The sequence below is a fragment of the Psychrobacter glaciei genome, from assembly GCF_014652895.1.
In the GTDB taxonomy this organism is placed as follows: Bacteria; Pseudomonadota; Gammaproteobacteria; order Pseudomonadales; family Moraxellaceae; genus Psychrobacter; species Psychrobacter glaciei.
This window is the reverse complement of record NZ_BMZR01000002.1, coordinates 347,965-368,178: the sequence shown is the minus strand read 5'-3', so window position 1 is coordinate 368,178 and position 20,214 is coordinate 347,965. Positions and strand designations below refer to the sequence as shown.

Here is a 20,214-nt window from a genome sequence, read left to right as displayed (position 1 = left end):
TTCTTTAAGTTTCATAAAGCTACGCAACCTCCTAATCGTTTATTATTTCCTTTGTCAATAAAGCAAGGCTTCATCAAACCATTTTGTTTGATTGTAAGCATTACATCTTAATTAATAACTCATGCTTGATAAGCATTTGGAAGGAAATGATAATGAAAAAGATAATGATGAGTTCTATTCTAGCTGCTACTGCTTGTTTTGCGATGATTGGTCAAGCAAGTGCCGCACCTGCACCGCATTTTGTAAAACATAAAGTCTCCCATGGACAGCAACACAAAGCCCCTCAGAAAGTGGTCGTTAAGAAAGTTGCACATAAGAAATTTGTGGCTCAAAACCATAAGCATGCATCTAAAGTGGTATATGTTCAAAACCGCCGTTAGTTGACGTAATTTTAATCGTATTATCTGATAAAAAACAGCTCCTAATTAGGAGCTGTTTTTTGTGTCGCAGGTTATGGTAATAGGAAAGTTATCATTAAATCTCTAGGTTCGGTACTTGCGGTTGTCTTATGTCTTGATCTACTCGTTTCTATTATTTGTACAGAAAAAACCTTAAAGAATAAGACTGCTATTATCAAAAAAATAAGCTCAGAATACCTACTTTGCATCTAGTACGGATAGTCCAATGCCTAAACTTCTTAAAAAGTATGTATCATTCTCGGTATAGTAATCATTATTGGTGGCACACTTACTTCTGTAATGACATGGAAAAGTATACCCCACCGGAACCAACTAATTAGTGTCATCAATCAATTAATGAACCACTCAAAACAGATTGGTATAATGGAACTACTCAAAACAGACTGCAAGATTTAACTACTTTTATCCCATTTAGATAGCTATCGGTTGAATTGAGGACACACCCTAATAATGCTCAGTGATAAAATCCTCTCTAGCCATCATTGTGGATGGCTGTTACACACCATGAATATTATCCCTTTAGGCACAAGTTTGTAGCTTAACTCGTATAAAAAATCAAACATAGCGCCAACATTGTCTTCAATATCTTATCTTACTTTTATGCTAATTTATTAATACTTGTTTATTAATATTTGGTCATGTCAATTAGATGATAAAAATAAGAAAAGGTTTCGCTAATGTTTACTGCTTCATCAACTGTTTTAAACCCTAGTTGGTTTACTCGACCAACCTGTGTGGTCGCCGCTGATTTGATTGGCAAAGTATTGTGTAGAAAGTTAACGGATACTGATGGCACAGTGAAAGTATTGCGCATGCGTATCTCAGAAACTGAAGCTTATATCGGTGAGGACGATCCAGCCTGTCATTCGCATGCGGGTAGCCGAACGGCACGTACTGAAATTATGTATGCGCAAGGCGGCATATTTTATGTCTATTTGACTTACGGTGTACATCATATGCTCAATCTGGTCAGCGGTGGAGAAGAGTCTCCTGAGTCGGTATTAATACGGGCTGGGTTTTTAACCGACGATAGTGATCGTTTAATAGAAGAACAATTCCTGAGTACGAATAAGCAACTTACTCATCCAACCCAGATGGCAGGTCCTGGCAAGTTGACGAAAGGCTTAAAAATCGATCGCGCGTTAAATGGTAAATCTATCAGTGTAGAGTCAGCAGTTTGGCTCGAAGATGATGGCTGTCAGCCACCGATATCGTTACGTCCACGTATCGGTATTGATTATGCTGGCGATGCCAAAGACTGGCTATTGCGCTATATCTGGAGCGACCATCCTTCATTATCAAAAAAATAAAAAGATGGCCGCACTCTGATAGTAATAGAGATTCCCTCTCATGCTAATAGATAAAACAAAGGGTGACACTATGTATAAATTGACGGTTTTTGTTCCCGAAGCGGCATTAGAGCCAGTTAAGTCTGCTTTATTTGCAGCAGGCGCTGGTACGATTGGCAATTACGAGCAATGCTGCTGGCAAGTACAAGGGGTGGGGCAGTTTATGCCGCTGGCAGGCAGTGATCCGCATATTGGTGCGCAAGATAAGCTCGAAAAGGTTGATGAGTGGCGAGTAGAGATGGTGGTTGCCACTGCTAATATTGAGCAAGTTATTGAGGCACTAAAGCAGGCACACCCTTATGAGACGCCTGCCTATGATGTCATCGAAGTGCTAGACTTTTGAGCTTTTGAGCTTTAGAGGTATAGTTGATACTAAATAAAATGGGTACATGACATTATGATGCGTGACTGGCACAAACTTTTCTTGCTTGCTGTGCCTACGCAGACAGAGGCTACGAAAAATTTATACCAGTCACGCTGACTCTTTTTTATATTGACCTGACTATAGGTTATTAGCAGTGGTTTAGGCTTATTTTATCTTAATTACTTGATAGCCTGGATAGCCAAGTTCGATTTTATAATCTTTACTACCACGTGTGGCCTTTACCTTTATTTTGCTATCGCCTCTTTTATATTTGACGTCTTTGACACGGTAGCCCATATTATTGACTTTATTGGCGGCTCGTTGTTCGATAGCTGGTTGATAAAGCTCTTTATCAACATTTTTGATAGCTTTTTTATGCCTCTTATAGACTTTACTGTCTTTATAAGCATCCTCGTAAAGGTCGCCATACGCATTGTAGCCGGGGGCAGTGACGCAACCTGTCGTTATCATTAACGCTGTGACCATAGCGGTGGCAACAGTTGGCTTTAGTAGGATTGTGATATTCATAATATCCTCTTATCAAGTTCAAGTTTTTTGACAGTGTTATAAAAAATGGCCAAACAAACCAAGGGCTGGCTTATTTGACCTTAGACATCAATAGGTTAACGATGCCAAAATTTTACCGTAAGGCAATATGAGACTTAGCATTACCTTGTCGTAAGTTTCGAGATATCATGTGAAACTTACGACTGAAAACTATTTAAATACAGCACTTCACTGGCTTTCTTAGGATTACCAGTTCTTTTTATATTTGTGGTTCTTTTTGTACTTACCTTTTCCTTTTTTCTTGTATTTACCGTGCTTATCATAATCATGCTTATCGTAGTCACGGTCATTATCATATTTGTCATCGTAGCGCTTCTTAGACCAGTCTTGTCTGTTTGAGCTGATAAGCTTTAGGCTAGGATAAGTATACTTGAGCTCATAGGTTTGATTGCTCTTTTTGGCATAGGCGGTGATCGCTCGATTGCCTCGATAATTATCGGATTTGATGTCTATGACCTGATAGCCTTTACGACGCAAATCCTGACGCAGCTTCTGGCTCACACGGTTGTAGCTAGCGTTATTGTCATAACCCTTGTCACTGCGATAGACAGAGTTATTGTCATAGCCTGGTCCTACGACAGTACAACCGACCATCGTACCTAGCAATGTGAGTGAAAGGCCAGCAGACCTCGCTGTTTTCAATGAGAATAGCTGTAAAATCTTCATGATAAAATCTCCTACGATATTTTTTTGATTGATAATTACGTGATTGATAATTACGTGATTGCTTTTCACCTCTAACAGCGTAATGCAGTTGATATATATTTGACTTAATAGCACCGATAAATTAGTAGCGCCAATAAAGAAGGACTTGGTACTTTTTTATATTAGCAGTCTTATTTGTTTGCTCTAATAACTGGAGAATATTGCGTTTTGAAATATTTTCTTACATTATCTATGATAAGGCACAAAACTTGATGTTAAGTGTCATTTGCGTTAGTGAGTTGTAATTCCACGTTTAAGGATATGTTGCTTAAACAATCACTTAAACAACAATACGGCACATACCTGAGTATTAGCAATAAAAAAATATAGAGGCTATTTAAGCTTATTTTGTTTCCATAACTTGTAGGTATAACGATGCTTGTATGTAGGCTACTGACCAATATTTTTGACCACCATGTCACAGACAGCTCCGTTAAATATGAGTTTATTTATTCCTCTATGCCATGTGGGGTAAGTATTGTTTTCTCCGCGTTAGCGTTCGTTATATTGCCAAAGAGCAGGGAAGTGTTTTGGGAGAAATGCTGATTTGGAAGTATTAACGACATTAGAGTAAATTGGCTTTGTAAGCATATGCTTACAAGCAATGACGTTTACGCGACTTAACATCAGGGTGAGAATTAGGCATTATACATACACGGCATCAGGGAATGTAACTCAAGGATTGAGTTGACCGCATTAAGGATAATGATTCGTTTACTGGCATCAGGATGATAACGGTAAATGAAGAAAGGATACATAACCTTTGCTGATAGCAGTTAATGCTAGTAACCGTAGTAAATAGGGTAGGATGCCCGGTATCGCAACATGCTGAACGTTATGCAAGGATGCATAGATTACAGTCGTGATAGGTAACATGGATAGTTAACAATAAAACCGCATAACAATTAATTGCTATGCGGTTTTATCGTGTCTATAGGTTGAGAAATTTTTATTCAACCTGTTTTAAATACGTTATTGAGTACTGTATAAAGCGTTAAATAGCTGCTAATAAAAAACCGCATGAGAATCATGCGGTTTTTTTTACTTATCAAATCATCAATAATGTCATTGGTGACTTAGCTGATAGCTTAATATTTGTTTTCGCGACGCCAATCATCTACTTCGCGCTCAGCATCATCCTTACTATGGCCATAACGTTCTTGGACTTTACCAACCAATTTATCACGGCTACCTTCAACGTGTAATAAATCGTCATCAGTAAGGTCAGCCCATTTTTGCTTAGCTGAGCCTTTCACTTGGTTCCATTCACCTTTCAGGGTATGTTCGTTCATTATTATATTCCTTTTTTGATTATTAATTAATCCAGATATTTATCTTGTTTGGTTTTACTTAATGCTAAGTTCAGTAGCTGCTTTTATTTAGTTACCGTATATTTGATATCTATAAAAATAAGCTAACTGATGCCCCTAATATAGGCTTTGAAAATTACGCTGTCTGTATAGGCAATGTTTAGAGTGTTACTTCATGATAGCAATCTGCATGAGTATGTTATGGAGACCATATTTGTGTAATAAATAAGGGGTGTTGTCAGTGAAATACGTAAATAACCCAAGAGGTTTTCTACCAACTTCTCAATACCATCATGCTTTATCAATAGCTCGGATTTTATATTCGTCTATATTCAGCTCGGAATAAAATGAGGACACGCCCTAGAACAATTTTAGCAATCAGCAATGCCTATTTATAAAGGTGCAACACGCCTCTTATAAAGGTGCAAACACAGACTACTTAGCCAAGTAATCTTGATAACGCTTGGTCAGCTTCTTTACTCGGAGACGATCACGAATCAATGAAAATAGGGGTGAAGCATTGGGTTTTGGTGGCTTTCCTGCACCCATGCGTTGCAGCTGGCGCTTAATGACAGCCATAGTCGCAATTGCACTCAAGGTTTTGTTTTTCCACTGAACCACTGGATCGTGGGCACTGAGCTGATCGTTTTCTTTCCAGTCATTAGGCAAAGCGGGATTCATCGCTAAGGCTGTGCCCATCCCGACAATATCAATGCCTTGGGCTAGGACGTTTTCTGCTACTGCCAAACGCCTGACACCGCCTGTGGTCATAATGGGCATGGTGGCCACTTGCGCAATCTCTTTTGCAAAGTCTAAAAAGTAAGCTTCTCGCTGCAAGGTTCGGCCGTCTGCCGTTGTGCCTTGCATCGCTGGGCTTTCGTAACTGCCACCAGATAACTCCACCAAATCAACAGCAAGGCCATTCATTGCTAAAATAACGGTTTTTGCATCATCAGCATCAAAACCCCCACGCTGAAAATCGGCTGAATTCATTTTTACAGCGACGGCAAAGCGAGGCGAAACTTGTGCACGAACAGCTTTAATAACCGTGATTAATAAGCGCATACGATTTTCAATCGAACCGCCAAATTCATCGTCACGTTTATTGGTTAATGGCGACAAAAACTGAGAGATAAGGTAACCGTGAGCGGCATGAATTTGCACGCCGTCAAAACCAGCTTGTTCTGCTTTTAAAGCAGTATCGACAAAACGTTGAATCAGCTGCTCAATATCTTGATGGGTCATGGCGCGGGGTTTGCCAAACAGATGAGAGTGCTTTCCTAAATCAAGGGAAACATCAGAAGGTGACAACACATCACCTCCCATAGCCGCATACACTTGGCGACCAGGATGGTTAATCTGCATCCAAACTTGGGTGTCATTCTTTTTGGCCACTTTAGCCCACGCCTCAAAAGGAGCTATATCACTGTCTTTTTCTAATACGATACCGCCCGGACCAGTCATCGCGCGACCATCGACCATCACATTACCGGTAATTAATAAGCCAGTACCACCCTCAGCCCAGCGTTGATATAGGCGCAAAATAGTAGAGCCGGGGACTTGTCCTTCATCTGCCATATTCTCTTCCATAGCAGCTTTGGCAAGGCGATTTGAGAGACTGGTGCCACAAGGTAATAAAAAAGGAGAAAAAACTGCTGATGTCATGGTGGCAACCTAAAAGTATTGTTTCGTGAAAAATAAGTTTGACGATGAATTTGACTATAGACTTATAGTTTAAATGACTATAATCTTATAGTCGATATAGTAATTATTCCCATAAGTCATTTTAAAACATCAATCGAGGTCGATATTGAAGGTGAACGCTAGAACAGACTTCATTCGCATGGCTGCCAGTCCAGCAACCGAATCAAAGCGTGAGCTGGCAAAAGCCAAAACGCGTCGCGCGCTATTAAAGAGTGCCTTACAGCTTTATAGCGTAGAGGGCACTTGTGGCATGAGCATGAATAAAGTTGCCAAGGGTGCAGGCATTGCTCAGCCTAGCTTTTACAATCATTTTGATAGCCTTGATGCCTTGCAACATGAATTAAGCGAACAGCTCAAAGACAACTACCTATCCCCCATGCGTATGGCTTGGGTAACGATGATAAAAGATTATGATTTTTTGAATAAAGAGCAATTTAACCAGCGTTGCCAGTCCTGTTTAACCCTGATTTTTGATGCGGCATTTCAGAATATTGCCTTGTTTCAACACCTTATCGAAGATCGTCCGCGCTTTGGCTCAAAGACAATAAATGCCGTGAATAAGGATTCGGAGCATAAACAGTTAGGCAATCTTATTACAGAAATACAAGAAGAGTGGACGGAGATATTCATTCAGGGACTACAGTTATCTGGTCGTTCTATTGAACGCACTCACGTGAATCTCTGTGTCGATATTGCTAGCGCACAAGTCCATGAATTAATTTTAGGCTGTCATCAAGAGCGTTATTCAAAACAACAAGCGATCACCATTTTGAGTGCAAATTTTGCTGCATTGTTCGGCAATTTTTTTGCACGAACGCAACAATAAAGAAAGTAACTTGTAGTTGGTTCAAAATAAAAGGGGCACGTTAAAAATAGTGTTCTGCTGGTATAAATACTCCTTGACTGCTGCGTGCTTTGCACTCCAGAGACTTCAAAAAATTTATCCCAACAGCACTGTATTCTTTTTAGATTGAATCGACTGTATAAAACGAAAGTAGAACGGAAACTAGAGTAAATAACACACAGGGAGCACGACTATGGCTAAAGAAATGGTAGCTGACGAACAAACACATTTTAGGACCTGCACATTGTGCGAGGCGATGTGCGGCGTTGAAATAAAACATGATGGCGAAAAAGTATTATCGATTAAAGGCGATAAAAACGATCCCTTTTCTCAAGGCTATATTTGTCCGAAAGCCACGGCCTTACAAGACTTGCATGAAGATCCTGACCGTTTGCGTCAACCTGTCGAAAGAACCGCTGACGGTTGGAAGGAAATCAGCTGGACGGACGCCCTAGACAAAGTAGCGGCAGGCATCCAATCAGTACAGCAAAAATACGGTCAAAACGCCTTTGGGGTGTATCTGGGAAATCCGAATGTGCACAACATGGGTGGCATGCTAACGGTCAAGCAACTATTAACCAGCCTAAAAACACGCAGTCGCTTTTCTGCCACTTCAATTGATCAGCTGCCGCATCATATCGTCAGCATGCATCTATTTGGTCACATGCTGCGTATCCCTGTGCCCGATGTGAATCGCACACAATATATGTTGATTATTGGTGGTAATCCGCTGGCCTCTAACGGCAGTATCATGACTGCGCCGAACATGCGTCAAAAGTTAAAAGATATCAAAGCTCGCGCGGGTAAAGTGGTTGTGATTGACCCAAGACGCACAGAAACCGCAGAGATTGCCAGCGAGCATCATTTTATTCGTCCCGCAACTGATGTTCTGTTATTACTGGCTATGTTGAACGAAATCTACGCGCAAGGCTATGCCAAGGTAGACAGTAGAGCGGCGGCTTTGGCCCCAGAGATTGATCGTATAGCCTCTTTTGCCAAAGACTATACGGCTGAGTCGGTAGCCAGTATTACTGGTATTACCGCACTTGAAATTAAACGTTTAGTAAAAGAGTTTTGCGAGGCTGAAAGCTCGGTCTGCTATGGTCGCATGGGTATATCGGTGCAAGAGTTCGGCTTGTTAAGCCAGTATCTGTCGATGGTCATTAATATCGTGAGCGGTCGCTTAGATGAAGTGGGCGGATTGATGTTCCCTAATCCTGCGGTCGATGTTGTCAATAGCTCGGGCCCAGGATATTTAGGCAAACGCCACAGCCGAGTAAGCAATCTGCCTGACTTCAATGGCGAGTATCCAGTGGTTGCGATGGCGGATGAGATGTTGGTAGCAGGCGAAGGTCAGTTGAAAGGATTTATGAGTGTCGCCGGCAATCCTGTCCTCAGCACCCCAAATGGTGAAAAATTAGATGAAGCCTTGTCAGGGTTGGAGTTTATGGTGTCGCTCGATTATTTTGTGACCGAAACCAGCCGTCATGCCAATATTATTTTACCACCGGTATCGCCACTAGAACGTGACCATTATGACGTGACCTTTAATGGTTTTGCCGTGCACAATGTCGCCAAATACTCGCCTGCCTTGTTTGATCGAAAAGACAATGAAAAGCATGATTGGGAGATTTATTTAGAATTGGCTGATCGTTTGGATAAAGATGCCCCAGAAGCAATACAAAAAGAACGTGCAGCGACAAAAGCGTTTGGGCCAAAGTTTTTACTCGAGCAGGGTCTCAAGTATGGGCCTTATAAAGAGGTTACCTTGGATACGCTGATAGACAATCCGCACGGTGTCGATTTAGGGCCACTGCACAGCATGTTGCCAGAGGCCATCAAGCATGCAGACAAGCAGATTCATCTCAATGTTGATTTTTATCAAGCAGATTTAGACCGTGTAAAAGAGATGATGCAGCAATATGATGACAGTCACATTTTGCTCATTGGCCGCCGTCATGTGCGCAGCAACAACTCTTGGCTGCATAATAGCCATCGATTGGTAAAAGGAAAATCACGTTGTACGTTAATGTTACACCCTGAAACTGCTGAGCAGCAAGGCATTAAAGATGGTCAAAACGTCAGAGTGACGTCTCGGGTGGGTAGCGTTATCATTGCCGCAGAAGTGACTGATGAGCTCATGCCAGGCGTTGTTAGTATTCCACATGGCTTCGGTCATGGTCGCAAAGGTGTTAAGCAAAAGATTGCCCAAGCGCATGCAGGCGTCAGTGTGAATGATTTAACGGACGATACTTTGATTGATCAATTGAGTGGCAACGCAGCAGTAAATGGTGTGCCAGTACAATTAGAAGCGCTTGAATCAGCAACAGATGACGCATTGGCTACAGCATCATAAATCTTGATGGGCAGCACAGTAATATAAGTCTTTCCCTAAATCTAAATTAAAAAGAAGGCGCTTACTATAGGTAAGCGCCTTCTTTTTTTTGCATAATATTGTAATACATCGTTTATCCGATTAAGCGCTCATACCGACAAAGTCAAAATCCACGTTAGGGGTTTCACCTTGGATTAATAAGCTAATCGCTTTTGCAGAGCCGCAAGCATGCGTCCAGCCTAGTGTGCCATGACCCGTGTTGAGCCATAAATTATCAAAAGTAGCACCATCGTTGCGGCTACCGTGTTTCACTTGACCACAATGTGCCCGTCCAATGAGTGGGACATTTGAAGGTGTCATAGGCCGCAGTCCCGTCCAGTATTCTACGGAATTTGCAATAATTCCTTTTGGGAACAACTGCTGTACGCGACGAGTAATGGCTTCACAGCGCGTGGCATTTAAGTCTAAATTATAGCCATTAAACTCCGCTGTTCCAGCGACCCGTAGCTTATCACCTAGTCGAGAGGTAACCAGTTTAAACTCATCATCAATCAGACTAACAAAAGGGGCTAAATGCGGTGCACGAGGGTTGATTTGATAAGTGGCTGAATATCCTTTGGCGGGAAAAATAGGTGCATGAATGTTCAGCGGTTTTAATAGGGAGACACTATAGCTGCCAAGCGCCAACACATGACTATCAGCACTAAAGGTCTGCGCGTTCTCGCCTTTTGGGCGAATGGTAATACTATGCACATGCGGACGGGTAGAATTTGCATCAGTATTGAGTGCCAAAATCTCGGTATCATATAAAAACTGTACGCCAGAATCGATGCAGCGCTGTGCCAAACGCTGGGTAAATAGATGCGCATTGCCAGACTCATCACGGCTGGTATAGGTTGCGCCAGTGAGTTTATGCGCTATTGGGTAAAGCGCTGGCTCTAAACTAACAGCATTATTAATATCAATCACATGGCGCTCACAACCGAGTGCTTGCATACGTTCAGTAGGTTCGATAGCCACATCAAACTCTGCCTGATTGGTATAAAAATGCATGATACCGCGGGTTTGCTGCTCGTAATCAATACCGATATCAGCACGCAGCTGTTGCAAAGTATCTCTCGAATACAGACCCAAGCGCACCATTTGCACGAGATTGGCATCGGCTCTATCGGCGCGGCACTCTTGCAAAAATTGCATGGCCCATTTGAGCTGGGCTTTATCTGCACGCAAGCGATAGAGTAGTGGTGCATCTTCTTTAAACAACCACTTAAGCGCTTTCATCGGAGTCGCAGGATTGGCCCAAGGCGTGGCATGCGATACTGATATTTGACCGCCATTAGCAAATGATGTCTGCATACCTGCCGCTGATTCGCGCTCAATCACGGTCACATCATAGCCTGCCTGACGTAGATACCATGCGGTGGTCACGCCCACCACGCCTGCTCCGAGTACCGCAATATGTGTCATAGGATTCTCTATGCTCATGTTAATCATGACGGTAGCGCTGTATTAAACTGCCATCACCTTTGCTGCGTCGCTTGCTTGCTTGATCCGACTTACTTCTTATTTTGGGCGCGCAACATCTACTTGTAGTGCGGCTGGCAAGTCCAATATGCTCAGACCACTTTCTGCTAGCTGTTCAGGACGAGCCACGACCAGAGCGGTAAAGCCATCATCATTTTTTATGGCATTGACCACTTGGATTTTATCGAGTTTGTCACCTGCGCTTGGTGCTTCACCGGTGCCTTGTACATAGTGCAAAAATGCTTTGGGGGCAGATTTGAAGTAGATACGGGCGATGACTTCTTGACCCAAGTAGCAGCCCTTATCGTAATCCATGCCGCCGCGCTGATGTAGACGCAGCTCTTGTGGTTGGAACTGGCCCTGAGTCGTAGCCACGATCCAATAATTACCAGTGGCTATGCTACATGCCATCCAAGCCTGCGTGTCGGCGATGGTATTGTGATCGTCTTTGTGGCTAAAGGTGGGCTCATTGGCTAATACACAAGGATAAATCGCTGCTGGGGCACTGGTTTCAAACTTTGAAAACGCCCCGTACTTATTGAGATGTGCTTGTAAAGACTCAGCACAATTAGCACTGATCACCACATCATAATGCTTTTCTGCTTGTTTTTTGATCCAAATACCAAATTCAATACGACCTTTTAAGTTACCGATGGCGGCTGCCTGATAGCTAAGCCCGAGTTTGGTGACGTCACAAGTCAATTGCCCTTGTAAGAACTTTTCGGCGTCCTCACCTTGAATGGTTAATTGCGAAAACTGCGGTACGGCTGATGGATTTGAAGACTGAGTCATTGTTATTATCCTTCTGATGAGAGCTTATTTATTAATAATATAGAGGGTAAATCGAAGTGACAAAAAATTATACGGGCGCTTTTATCATTGACAGTATATGTGCACATAAATCTAAATGAGGCTAAGAAGAGTACCACAAAAACCCCTGTCATAAGAAACGTCATCACTAAGCGATGGGTTAAGCGTTAAATTGGGCATAGCGTCCCATTTTCAACCGTACAAATTGGTTAAAGATGGCGAGTTACGGTACAATATTGGCTCTACAATTAACCTAATGTACGATGGCTGCCGAGGATAGAATGAGCTTACCCAATTGCCCAAAATGTGATGCTGAATATACGTATGAAGATGGTGCGTTACTGGTATGTCCTATGTGCGCTCATGAATGGACGGCAGCTGAAACTGATGCAGCGCAAGCTGAAGACCAAGATGCCGTCATTCGTGATGCTGTTGGCAATGAGCTACAAGATGGCGATGCTGTGACCGTCATCAAAGACTTAAAGGTCAAAGGCTCTTCAATTGTGATTAAAGTAGGGACTAAAGCGAAAAATATTCGTCTATTGCCAGATGCGACCGATGGCCATGACATCGACTGTAAATTGGATGGTTATGGCCCCATGAAGCTGAAATCTTCCGTTGTCAAAAAAGCTTAAGCGGCTACGTTTAATTCAAAGAATAATACTAAAATCTGATAAAAGTTAATCAGAAAGTTTACTTTTTATAAAATAATACAGAACCAATAAATAGAGAATAACTATGAGTACTAAAAACGAACAGCTCTTTGCGCAAGCACGCAAACATATCCCAGGTGGTGTCAATTCACCAGTCCGCGCCTTTGCAGGGGTCGGTGGTACGCCTATCTTTATGCACCGTGCCAATGGCAGCAAGATTTATGACACCGAAGACAATGCTTATATCGATTATGTCGGCTCTTGGGGGCCAATGATTTTGGGTCATGCGCATCCAAAAGTCATCGATGCCGTTAAAAAGGCCGCCGATGATGGTTTAAGCTTTGGTACACCAACACCGTTTGAAACCACCGTTGCTGATAAGATTTGCGAAATAGTCCCAAGCGTTGAGATGATTCGTATGACCAGTTCTGGTACCGAAGCAACCATGAGTGCGATTCGCTTGGCGCGTGGTTATACTCAGCGTGACAAAATCGTTAAATTTGAAGGCTGCTATCATGGACATTCAGATAGTCTGCTAGTAAAAGCAGGGTCGGGCATGCTTGATATCGGTGAGCCAACGTCAAAAGGCGTGCCTGCTGATTTTGCCAAGCATACGATTACGATTCCTTATAATGATCCGCAAGCGATTAAAGATTGTTTTGAGAAATGGGGCGAAGAAGTCGCCTGCGTTATCTTAGAGCCGATCGCTGGTAACATGAATATGATTATTCCGACTCAAGAATTCCATGACACCTTGCGTGCAGAGTGTACTGCCAATGGTGCGGTATTGGTATTTGATGAAGTGATGACTGGGTTTCGCGTCGGACTTGGCGGTGCACAAGCGCATTTCGGTATCGATCCTGATTTGACTTGCTTTGGTAAAATCATCGGTGCTGGCTTGCCAGTTGGTGCGTTCGGCGGTAAGAAAGACATCATGTCTTGCATTGCACCACTTGGCGGTGTCTATCAAGCTGGCACATTGTCAGGTAACCCACTGGCGATGCGCGCTGGTATCGCCATGTTTGAAGACTTAACGGCAGAGGGTTTTTATGATGAGTTAGCCGCGAAAGTAGACCATCTAGTGGATGGTTTTCAAGCAGCCGCTGACAAGCATGGCATTCACTTGCGCACCAATAAATTGGGTGGCATGTTTGGTATGTTCTTTGTCAAAGATACTGAAACTGCAACGCCGAAGAACTTCGATGACGTGACAGAGTGTGACATGACCGTGTTTAATACTTTCTTCCACGGTATGCTCGATCGTGGTATTTATCTGGCACCGTCGGCTTATGAAGCGGGCTTTATGTCTATCAAGCATAGCGATGAAGATATTGATGTGTCTATCAAAGCGGCTGATGAGATATTTGCTGAAATGGCCAGTGCTTAATTTATTCTGATTCAAAGTCATAAGTAGCACTCATCAAGGCAATCAAAGCAATAAAAAACCAGTACCGTCATTTTATGTGTGGTGCTGGTTTTTTTATTGCCATTTATTTTCTACAGTCATCTATTTATTTCTGATGTTTTTAATATCGGCATCTAATTGTACGCGTCGTTGTTGTGTATAAGTGGTCAAACAACCATTGAGCACCATTGGATAAGCACTACCGCCACGAACCGACTGGGCAGAAAACTGGCAAGCTTTGTCTCTAAAATCAATCCATGCCAACTGCACTGTTTTTAACTGCTTTTTCTCAGAGCTATTAAGTAAGCGCTGAAAATCACGGTAAGACTGGTTCAGTTTTTTGTCTTCTACGGCCAGCTCAGCTGCAATACACTTGTTAATATCAGTCTGAGTATAAGCCTTGTCGCAGGTATCTGCTGCAGATGCTTGAACACTGAAAAATAGTCCTGTTGACAATAAAGCAAGACAGCCGACGTTTTTAATATGGCTCATGATAAACATATAATCTCGTTACTGGTATGAAATGGCATTTAGCATAGCATGGCTATATTTCGGACATATCTCAAATATATAAGGGGTTTAGTAAATGTTCGTACGGAATTGAACCTATAGTCGATTCAATTCAAAAGTAGTACAAGGCAACCGAGTGTAGATGTATATCAAATACTTCAAGCGAGGTTAACGCAGTAACACTTTTTTAGTGGAATGACTATATAGTTTTAAGCTGGTAGAGCCAAGTTTTTGTTCTATATACTGGTCATAAAAGGCGATTCGTATAGACCAAAAATACTGTTAATGACAGACCTAATAGAGTGACTCAACCGCTTAAAAAATTAGGATTAGAGTGTGCTATGCTGAGAAAAACCTACTCAGCAAGGACGCTAACTCATGACTACCAGCACTAATAATATGCCTAGCAATAATACGCCACCGCTATGGCAAGCTTCGTATGAGAAGTATGGGCTAAGAAATAATTTAGATGTGTTAGAAGGTAAGCACAATCTGCTGGATTTATTGCAACCAAAGATAGATCAGCATAGTGATTCTGTGGCTTTTAGTATGGGGCTCGCTACACTTACCTTTACACAATTGGATATTGCCAGTCGCCGCTTTGCTGCTTTTTTACAAGCAAAAGGAATCAACAAGGGCGATCGTGTCGCTGTACAATTACCCAATATATTGCAGTATGCAGTCGTGCTGCTTGGTTGTTTGCGTTCAGGCACAGTACTGGTGAATGTCAATCCGATGTACACCCATTATGAATTGGCACATCAGCTGACTGACTCTGAAGCCTGCGTACTCATTGTCCTTGATGGGATGGCATCCGCTTATGAGCAGCTCGATGAAGAAGTAAAAGCGCAATTGTTATTAGTCATACATTGCTCCATTGATCCCACTGTCGCACCTGCCGATAACGATATCGCCTTGCTTACTCATATCGATCAGACAGCAAGTGCTACAAGCCAAGCAAATAACGCTCACGAAACCACAGACGATGTCGCCGCAAACGATGTCGCTACAAACGATACCTCAGCACGGAGCGTCAGCTTTGCCCATATTATGAATGCATACCATGCTGAGCAATGTCAGCCCGTCACTATCGAGCGTGAAGATTTGGCTTTATTGCAGTATACGGGCGGTACGACTGGCAAGCCAAAAGGCGCGATGCTCACACACTATAATGTCATGGCCAATGTCTGTCAGTGTTATGCGATGTTTGGCAAAGCGATTGGAACAGGTCGCAGCGAGCAGATCAAAATACTCAACCCTTTGCCGCTATATCATATTTTCTCATTTACAGTCTGCGGGCTGCTTGGTCTTTACGGCGGCTGGGAAGATATATTGGTTACCAATCCACGTGACATCGATGGGCTAGTCAATACTATTGAGCAACATCGTCCACATGTCATTCCTTCGGTCAATACTTTGTTTATTGGGATGCTCAACCATCCAAAATTTGCGGGCCTTGATTTCAGCCGACTGGCACTCTCCATCGGTGGTGGTACGGCTATTATCAAAGCGGTCTCTGAGCAGTGGCAACAAGTCACTGGCATGATTATCAATGAAGGTTATGGCATGTCTGAAACCGCGCCAGTTATCTCTTTTAATCCGCCCGGTATAGATGGTTTCAACGGTAGTGTGGGTCTGCCACTCGCCATGATGGACATCAAAATCATGGACGATAATGGTTCAGCGTGTGCCATCGGAACACCAGGGGAGGTGGGTATTAAAGGGCCACAAGTGATGCAGGGTTATTGGCGACAAGACAATAGCGATACCTTTAGTGCCGATGGTTACTTCAAATCAGGAGACATTGGTGTGCTAGATGAGCAAGGGTTTTTGACGCTTGTTGATCGCAAAAAAGACATGATATTGGTGTCAGGATTTAATGTATATCCGAACGAATTAGAAGCGGCATTGACGGAACATCCAAAAGTGCTTGAGGTAGCAGTCATTGGGGTTGAAGATGCACATAGTGGAGAAGTGCCCAAAGCCTTTGTGGTCAAAAGAGATCCAAGCTTGACGGCTGAGGAGTTAGCCGCTTTTGCCAGTGAGCGTCTGACTGGCTATAAGCGTCCGCAGTCTTATGTGTTTATCGATGAGTTGCCAAAGACGGCAGTCGGTAAAATATTACGTAAATCTTTACGCTAAATGAATGCGTCATTTCACTGATGAAAATGACCTGACATCAATGAAGCTTTTAAAACGAATAAAAAACTGGGCTGCTATTTTTAGGAGTCCAGTTTTTTAATGCGTGCTGTATATAACGATTGAGTTTTATCGCGATTTATCAAACTTGCGATCTTTTAAACTCAAATTGCCGCGCACCACATCGCCATACATTCGGAAGTCGCTGGCGAAGCTCTTTAACGGAAATTTAAAAGAGGCTGGTTTGTTTTTTTCAAAAAAGAAATGACCAACCCAAGCACAAGCGTAGCCTGCCACGATACCCTTTAGCAATGGCTTTGGTGAGCGGGTTTTGACCGACTTTGCCAAACCCAATAAGCCAAAACTGCTGCCTGCGAAATGCAGTCGTCGGCACGCCATATTTTGATGTTCTTCTAAATAGAAATCGTAAAACTTCTGCTCAGTAGGCGTGGCAGCTTTTATTATGTCATGGTTCACTTGGCTGTTTGTCTGAGCATTTGCTGTTTTATTGCTATGCGGTGTGTGATTGGCATGCAGTGTGTGATTGGTGGTTTGATTCATCGTCGTCGCTTCCTTGCGGGTTATTTATTAATCATCCGTCCGTGGCGCTTTTTGTTACCAAAGCCGACCGGTTTTACTATGCGATGAGCACGGATTGGTTTAATAGAAAATTAGAATGGATAAGTAAGTGCTTGTTCTTTATTATAATATTTATGGTTTTTAATGTAGCAAATCACCCTGATTAACACAAGCGCCAAATGTGCTCTACTTGTCTGTGCTGGTGTGGGGCTTTAGCCAAGTGTGCGTCTTACTTGCCAGTGTTTGGCATAAATGCTTTAATGGCGAAACTCGCTGTGATTCGTTCAGTGATATAAGCTATTCATAGAGCAATTTTCTTATATTTCAGCAAATATCCTATCCTTTTTATCTAACACGGTAACGATATCTCCTATGCCTAATGACTATTTAGCAAACCCACCAATCGCCGAAGATGAAATGATGGCGGCCATTGATATTGGTTCGAACAGCTTTCATTTGGCCATTGCGCGTCTCGATCATGGTGAGGTACGAAAAGTGGTTTCCATGTCTGAAAAGGTGCAGTTGGCGGCAGGATTGGATAAAAATAATATCTTGGAGGCGGCAGCTGAGCAGCGCGGACTTGAGTGCTTAAGTCGGTTTGTGGCTCGCCTCGATTCGGTGCCTGCCGAGCGCATCCGCGTGGTGGCGACCAATGCTCTGCGCCAAGCTAAGAATGCGAATGACTTTATTACCCGTGCCAATAAAATCTTACCCAAGCCGATTGAAATCATCGCTGGACGAGAAGAGGCACGTTTGATTTATTTGGGCGTGTCACACACCAATGCTAGTAGCGATAAGCGTTTGGTCGTCGATATCGGTGGTGGTTCGACCGAGTTCATCATTGGTCAAGAGTTCGATCCGCTATTGACCGAAAGCTTACAAATGGGCTGCGTTGCCTTTACCAAAAGATATTTTGATGACGGGCAGATTACCAAAGAAGCGTTTAACAATGCCATATCAGGCGCACGCAAAGAAGTATTGGCGATTAACGGGCGCTATCAAAAGACGGGCTGGAGCAGCGTGGTTGGATCCAGTGGCACAATTAAAGCAGTGCGTAACGTGCTTGTCTCTAAAGGTTGGGCGGATGAGCAAGAACGCATTACTTATAAAGGCGTCAAAAAACTAGAAAAACTATTGATTAAGATTGGCAATGTCAATGATATTGAGCTTGAAGGGGTTAAGGAGCATCGCAAGGCCGTCTTCCCTGCAGGCGTGGCAGTGCTGCGTGCAGTTATGAAAGTGCTGGGCATTGAAACCATGACCTATTCTGATGGCGCGTTACGCGAAGGCGTCATGTATGACATGCTCGGGCGCTTTGCTAGTGAAGATGTGCGTGACCGTAGTGTGCTCGCGCTGATTAAACGCTATTCAGGGGATAAAAAACAAGCCAAGCAGGTGGTAAAAACCAGTCGTAATCTGTTTGAGCAAGTGAAGGCGAAGCTGTCACTCAGTAGCGACGATTGCGATTTGCTCAGGCGAGCGGCGTTTTTACATGAGATAGGATTGGCGATTAGCCATAGCAGCTACCACAAACACAGCGCTTACTTGCTTGAACACTCTGATATTCCAGGGTTTTCACAAGTAGATCAAAAGCGTATGGCGCAGCTGATGCTCAATCATCGTCGCAAGCTCAAGTCGGATATGTTAGAGCAGACTTGTACTATTGGCGGTGATTCGCTGGTTTATCTATGCTTATTGTTACGGTTAGCAGTACTCGCGCATCACAGCCGTAGCGATAACGAACTACCAACGTTGCAGCTTCAAGTCATTGATACCAACTGCTGGCAAATCACAGTGACCGATAACAATGAGCATTATGCTTTTCTATTGTCAGATTTGCATAATGAGGTCGAGCAGTTTGCTAAGTGGGGCGTGACGTTAAGCGTGGTCGAGGCATAAGTGCTGAGCGCTAGCATTGAGTCGTTACTATTGTGATGAGTAAGCTACAGATTAACGTAACAAAAGCGGCTTGGTCAGTAATGTCATGCCATTTAAGATGTGCTACTATAGCTTCTATTGAGTTTACAACTGTACTTTTATTATCTACAAACCGATAACGATGCTATTGTTAAATATAATTATTAAAGGGAAAGGTCTATGAGCACTGTCTGGGATAGTGTGCAGCTTGCACGGCACGCCAAGCGTCCATTATTTATGGACTATGTTAATCAGCTGTTTACCGAATTTGATGAGCTGCACGGCGACCGTGCGTTTGCTGATGATAAAGCCATCTTGGGCGGGCTTGCGCGCTTTGACGGTATGCCAGTAATGGTGATTGGTCAACATCGCGGTCGCAGTACTCGCGAGCGTATCGCGCATAACTTTGGTATGGCCAATCCTGAAGGCTATCGCAAAGTCATTCGCTTGGTAAAAATGGCGGAGCGCTTTAATATTCCTGTGATGACCTTTGTTGATACTCAAGGCGCGTACCCTGGTATCGGCGCGGAAGAGCGTGGACAAGCGCAAGCCATTGCCGAAAGCATCGCAGTGTTTTCTAGCTTAAAAGTACCTATTATCGTGACCATTATCGGTGAAGGTGGTTCAGGTGGCGCATTAGCGATTGGTGTGGGTGATAAGGTAAATATGCTGCAAAACAGTATTTACTCAGTTATCTCTCCGGAAGGCTGTGCCTCTATCTTGTGGAAAACGGCCGAAAAAGCACAAGATGCCAGTGAAGCCTTAAAATTAAATGCCATTAATTTATATCAAATGGGTTTAATTGATGCCGTCATCGAAGAGGGCGAAGGCGCTCATATTCAGCCACAGCCAGTCATGACTGCATTGAAAGCACTCATTGCTGAGCAGTTAGATGAGCTTAAGGATTTAGATGCGCATGAGCGTTGCGAGCTGCGCTATGAGAAGCTAAAGTCTTTCAACTCAGAAGTGATGTTGCCTGCTTAATTGGTTGCTACGGCGCCTTTATTGTTAAGTCTCTACTACTTAATAATAGGCTTTTCATATTAGAGCCTGAATCTTAATGCTAAAATAAAAACGTGT

General features: G+C 43.1%; 18 protein-coding genes. 10 read left to right on the top strand and 8 right to left on the bottom strand.

The genetic code is table 11. The features are described from left to right. Positions 1–167: 167 nt before the first annotated feature. The 3 genes from IE130_RS06300 (at position 168) to IE130_RS06290 (ending at position 2,111) form a co-directional block, all read left to right on the top strand. Positions 168–380, top strand: a complete 213-nt coding sequence (locus IE130_RS06300; protein WP_189583320.1) for a hypothetical protein — start codon at positions 168–170, stop codon at positions 378–380. A 716-nt stretch (positions 381–1,096) separates the two neighbouring features. Then, on the top strand, positions 1,097–1,729 hold the full coding sequence (locus tag IE130_RS06295) for a DNA-3-methyladenine glycosylase (RefSeq protein WP_189583317.1): 633 nt from the start codon (positions 1,097–1,099) through the stop codon (positions 1,727–1,729). Between the two features lie 70 nt (positions 1,730–1,799). Then, entirely contained in the window at positions 1,800–2,111 is a 312-nt protein-coding gene (locus IE130_RS06290) for a YqfO family protein (protein WP_189583314.1), read from the top strand. A 186-nt stretch (positions 2,112–2,297) separates the two neighbouring features. Here the strand turns inward: IE130_RS06290 and IE130_RS06285 are convergent, their stop codons facing one another. From IE130_RS06285 to IE130_RS06270, 4 genes are all read right to left on the bottom strand, one after another. Further along, positions 2,298–2,660: a hypothetical protein gene (locus IE130_RS06285; RefSeq protein ID WP_189583311.1), complete on the bottom strand. Its 363-nt coding sequence runs from the start codon at positions 2,658–2,660 to the stop codon at positions 2,298–2,300. A 225-nt stretch (positions 2,661–2,885) separates the two neighbouring features. Further along, on the bottom strand, positions 2,886–3,365 hold the full coding sequence (locus IE130_RS06280; RefSeq protein WP_189583308.1) for a hypothetical protein: 480 nt from the start codon (positions 3,363–3,365) through the stop codon (positions 2,886–2,888). A gap of 1,127 nt (positions 3,366–4,492) precedes the next feature. Beyond that, a complete protein-coding gene (locus tag IE130_RS06275; RefSeq protein ID WP_010196100.1) occupies positions 4,493–4,696 on the bottom strand; it encodes a CsbD family protein in 204 nt (67 codons plus the stop codon). Between the two features lie 453 nt (positions 4,697–5,149). Further along, complete coding sequence (locus IE130_RS06270; protein ID WP_189583305.1) at positions 5,150–6,379, bottom strand: NADH:flavin oxidoreductase/NADH oxidase family protein; 1,230 nt, start codon at positions 6,377–6,379, stop codon at positions 5,150–5,152. 151 nt (positions 6,380–6,530) lie between these two features. On the opposite strand from IE130_RS06270, the gene IE130_RS06265 reads away from it, so the two are divergent. Together IE130_RS06265 and IE130_RS06260 are read left to right on the top strand one after the other, a co-directional pair. Further along, positions 6,531–7,244, top strand: coding sequence for a TetR/AcrR family transcriptional regulator (locus IE130_RS06265; protein WP_189583302.1), 714 nt, complete (start codon positions 6,531–6,533; stop codon positions 7,242–7,244). Between the two features lie 211 nt (positions 7,245–7,455). Further along, on the top strand, positions 7,456–9,618 hold the full coding sequence (locus IE130_RS06260; RefSeq protein WP_189583299.1) for a molybdopterin oxidoreductase family protein: 2,163 nt from the start codon (positions 7,456–7,458) through the stop codon (positions 9,616–9,618). A gap of 120 nt (positions 9,619–9,738) precedes the next feature. On the opposite strand, the gene IE130_RS06255 is transcribed toward IE130_RS06260, so the two are convergent. After that, entirely contained in the window at positions 9,739–11,064 is a 1,326-nt protein-coding gene (locus IE130_RS06255; RefSeq protein ID WP_189583296.1) for a D-amino acid dehydrogenase, read from the bottom strand. A gap of 96 nt (positions 11,065–11,160) precedes the next feature. Next, positions 11,161–11,913, bottom strand: a complete 753-nt coding sequence (gene ygfZ / locus IE130_RS06250) for a CAF17-like 4Fe-4S cluster assembly/insertion protein YgfZ (protein WP_189583293.1) — start codon at positions 11,911–11,913, stop codon at positions 11,161–11,163. Between the two features lie 299 nt (positions 11,914–12,212). Here ygfZ and IE130_RS06245 point away from each other — a divergent pair, with 299 nt between their 5' ends. Together IE130_RS06245 and hemL are read left to right on the top strand one after the other, a co-directional pair. Next, complete coding sequence (locus tag IE130_RS06245; protein WP_189583290.1) at positions 12,213–12,566, top strand: zinc ribbon domain-containing protein YjdM; 354 nt, start codon at positions 12,213–12,215, stop codon at positions 12,564–12,566. Between the two features lie 103 nt (positions 12,567–12,669). Continuing rightward, positions 12,670–13,971: a glutamate-1-semialdehyde 2,1-aminomutase gene (gene hemL, locus IE130_RS06240; RefSeq protein WP_189583287.1), complete on the top strand. Its 1,302-nt coding sequence runs from the start codon at positions 12,670–12,672 to the stop codon at positions 13,969–13,971. Between the two features lie 120 nt (positions 13,972–14,091). Here the strand turns inward: hemL and IE130_RS06235 are convergent, their stop codons facing one another. After that, the gene (locus IE130_RS06235) at positions 14,092–14,490 is read right to left on the bottom strand and encodes a lysozyme inhibitor LprI family protein (RefSeq protein ID WP_189583284.1); all 399 of its coding nucleotides are present in this window, start codon (positions 14,488–14,490) and stop codon (positions 14,092–14,094) included. A 387-nt stretch (positions 14,491–14,877) separates the two neighbouring features. On the opposite strand from IE130_RS06235, the gene IE130_RS06230 reads away from it, so the two are divergent. Further along, the gene (locus IE130_RS06230) at positions 14,878–16,641 is read left to right on the top strand and encodes an AMP-binding protein (RefSeq protein ID WP_189583281.1); all 1,764 of its coding nucleotides are present in this window, start codon (positions 14,878–14,880) and stop codon (positions 16,639–16,641) included. 126 nt (positions 16,642–16,767) lie between these two features. Here IE130_RS06230 and IE130_RS06225 read toward each other — a convergent pair whose 3' ends face one another. Continuing rightward, positions 16,768–17,199 carry an Mpo1-like protein gene (locus IE130_RS06225; protein ID WP_227676151.1) on the bottom strand — a complete coding sequence of 144 codons (432 nt, stop codon included), beginning with the start codon at positions 17,197–17,199 and terminating at the stop codon, positions 16,768–16,770. A 390-nt stretch (positions 17,200–17,589) separates the two neighbouring features. Here IE130_RS06225 and ppx point away from each other — a divergent pair, with 390 nt between their 5' ends. After that, the gene (ppx, locus tag IE130_RS06220; protein WP_189583278.1) at positions 17,590–19,116 is read left to right on the top strand and encodes an exopolyphosphatase; all 1,527 of its coding nucleotides are present in this window, start codon (positions 17,590–17,592) and stop codon (positions 19,114–19,116) included. A gap of 198 nt (positions 19,117–19,314) precedes the next feature. Next, positions 19,315–20,118 (top strand): acetyl-CoA carboxylase carboxyltransferase subunit alpha, encoded by an 804-nt coding sequence (locus IE130_RS06215; RefSeq protein ID WP_189583275.1) that lies wholly within the window; start codon positions 19,315–19,317, stop codon positions 20,116–20,118. The last annotated feature ends 96 nt before the right edge of the window (positions 20,119–20,214 follow it).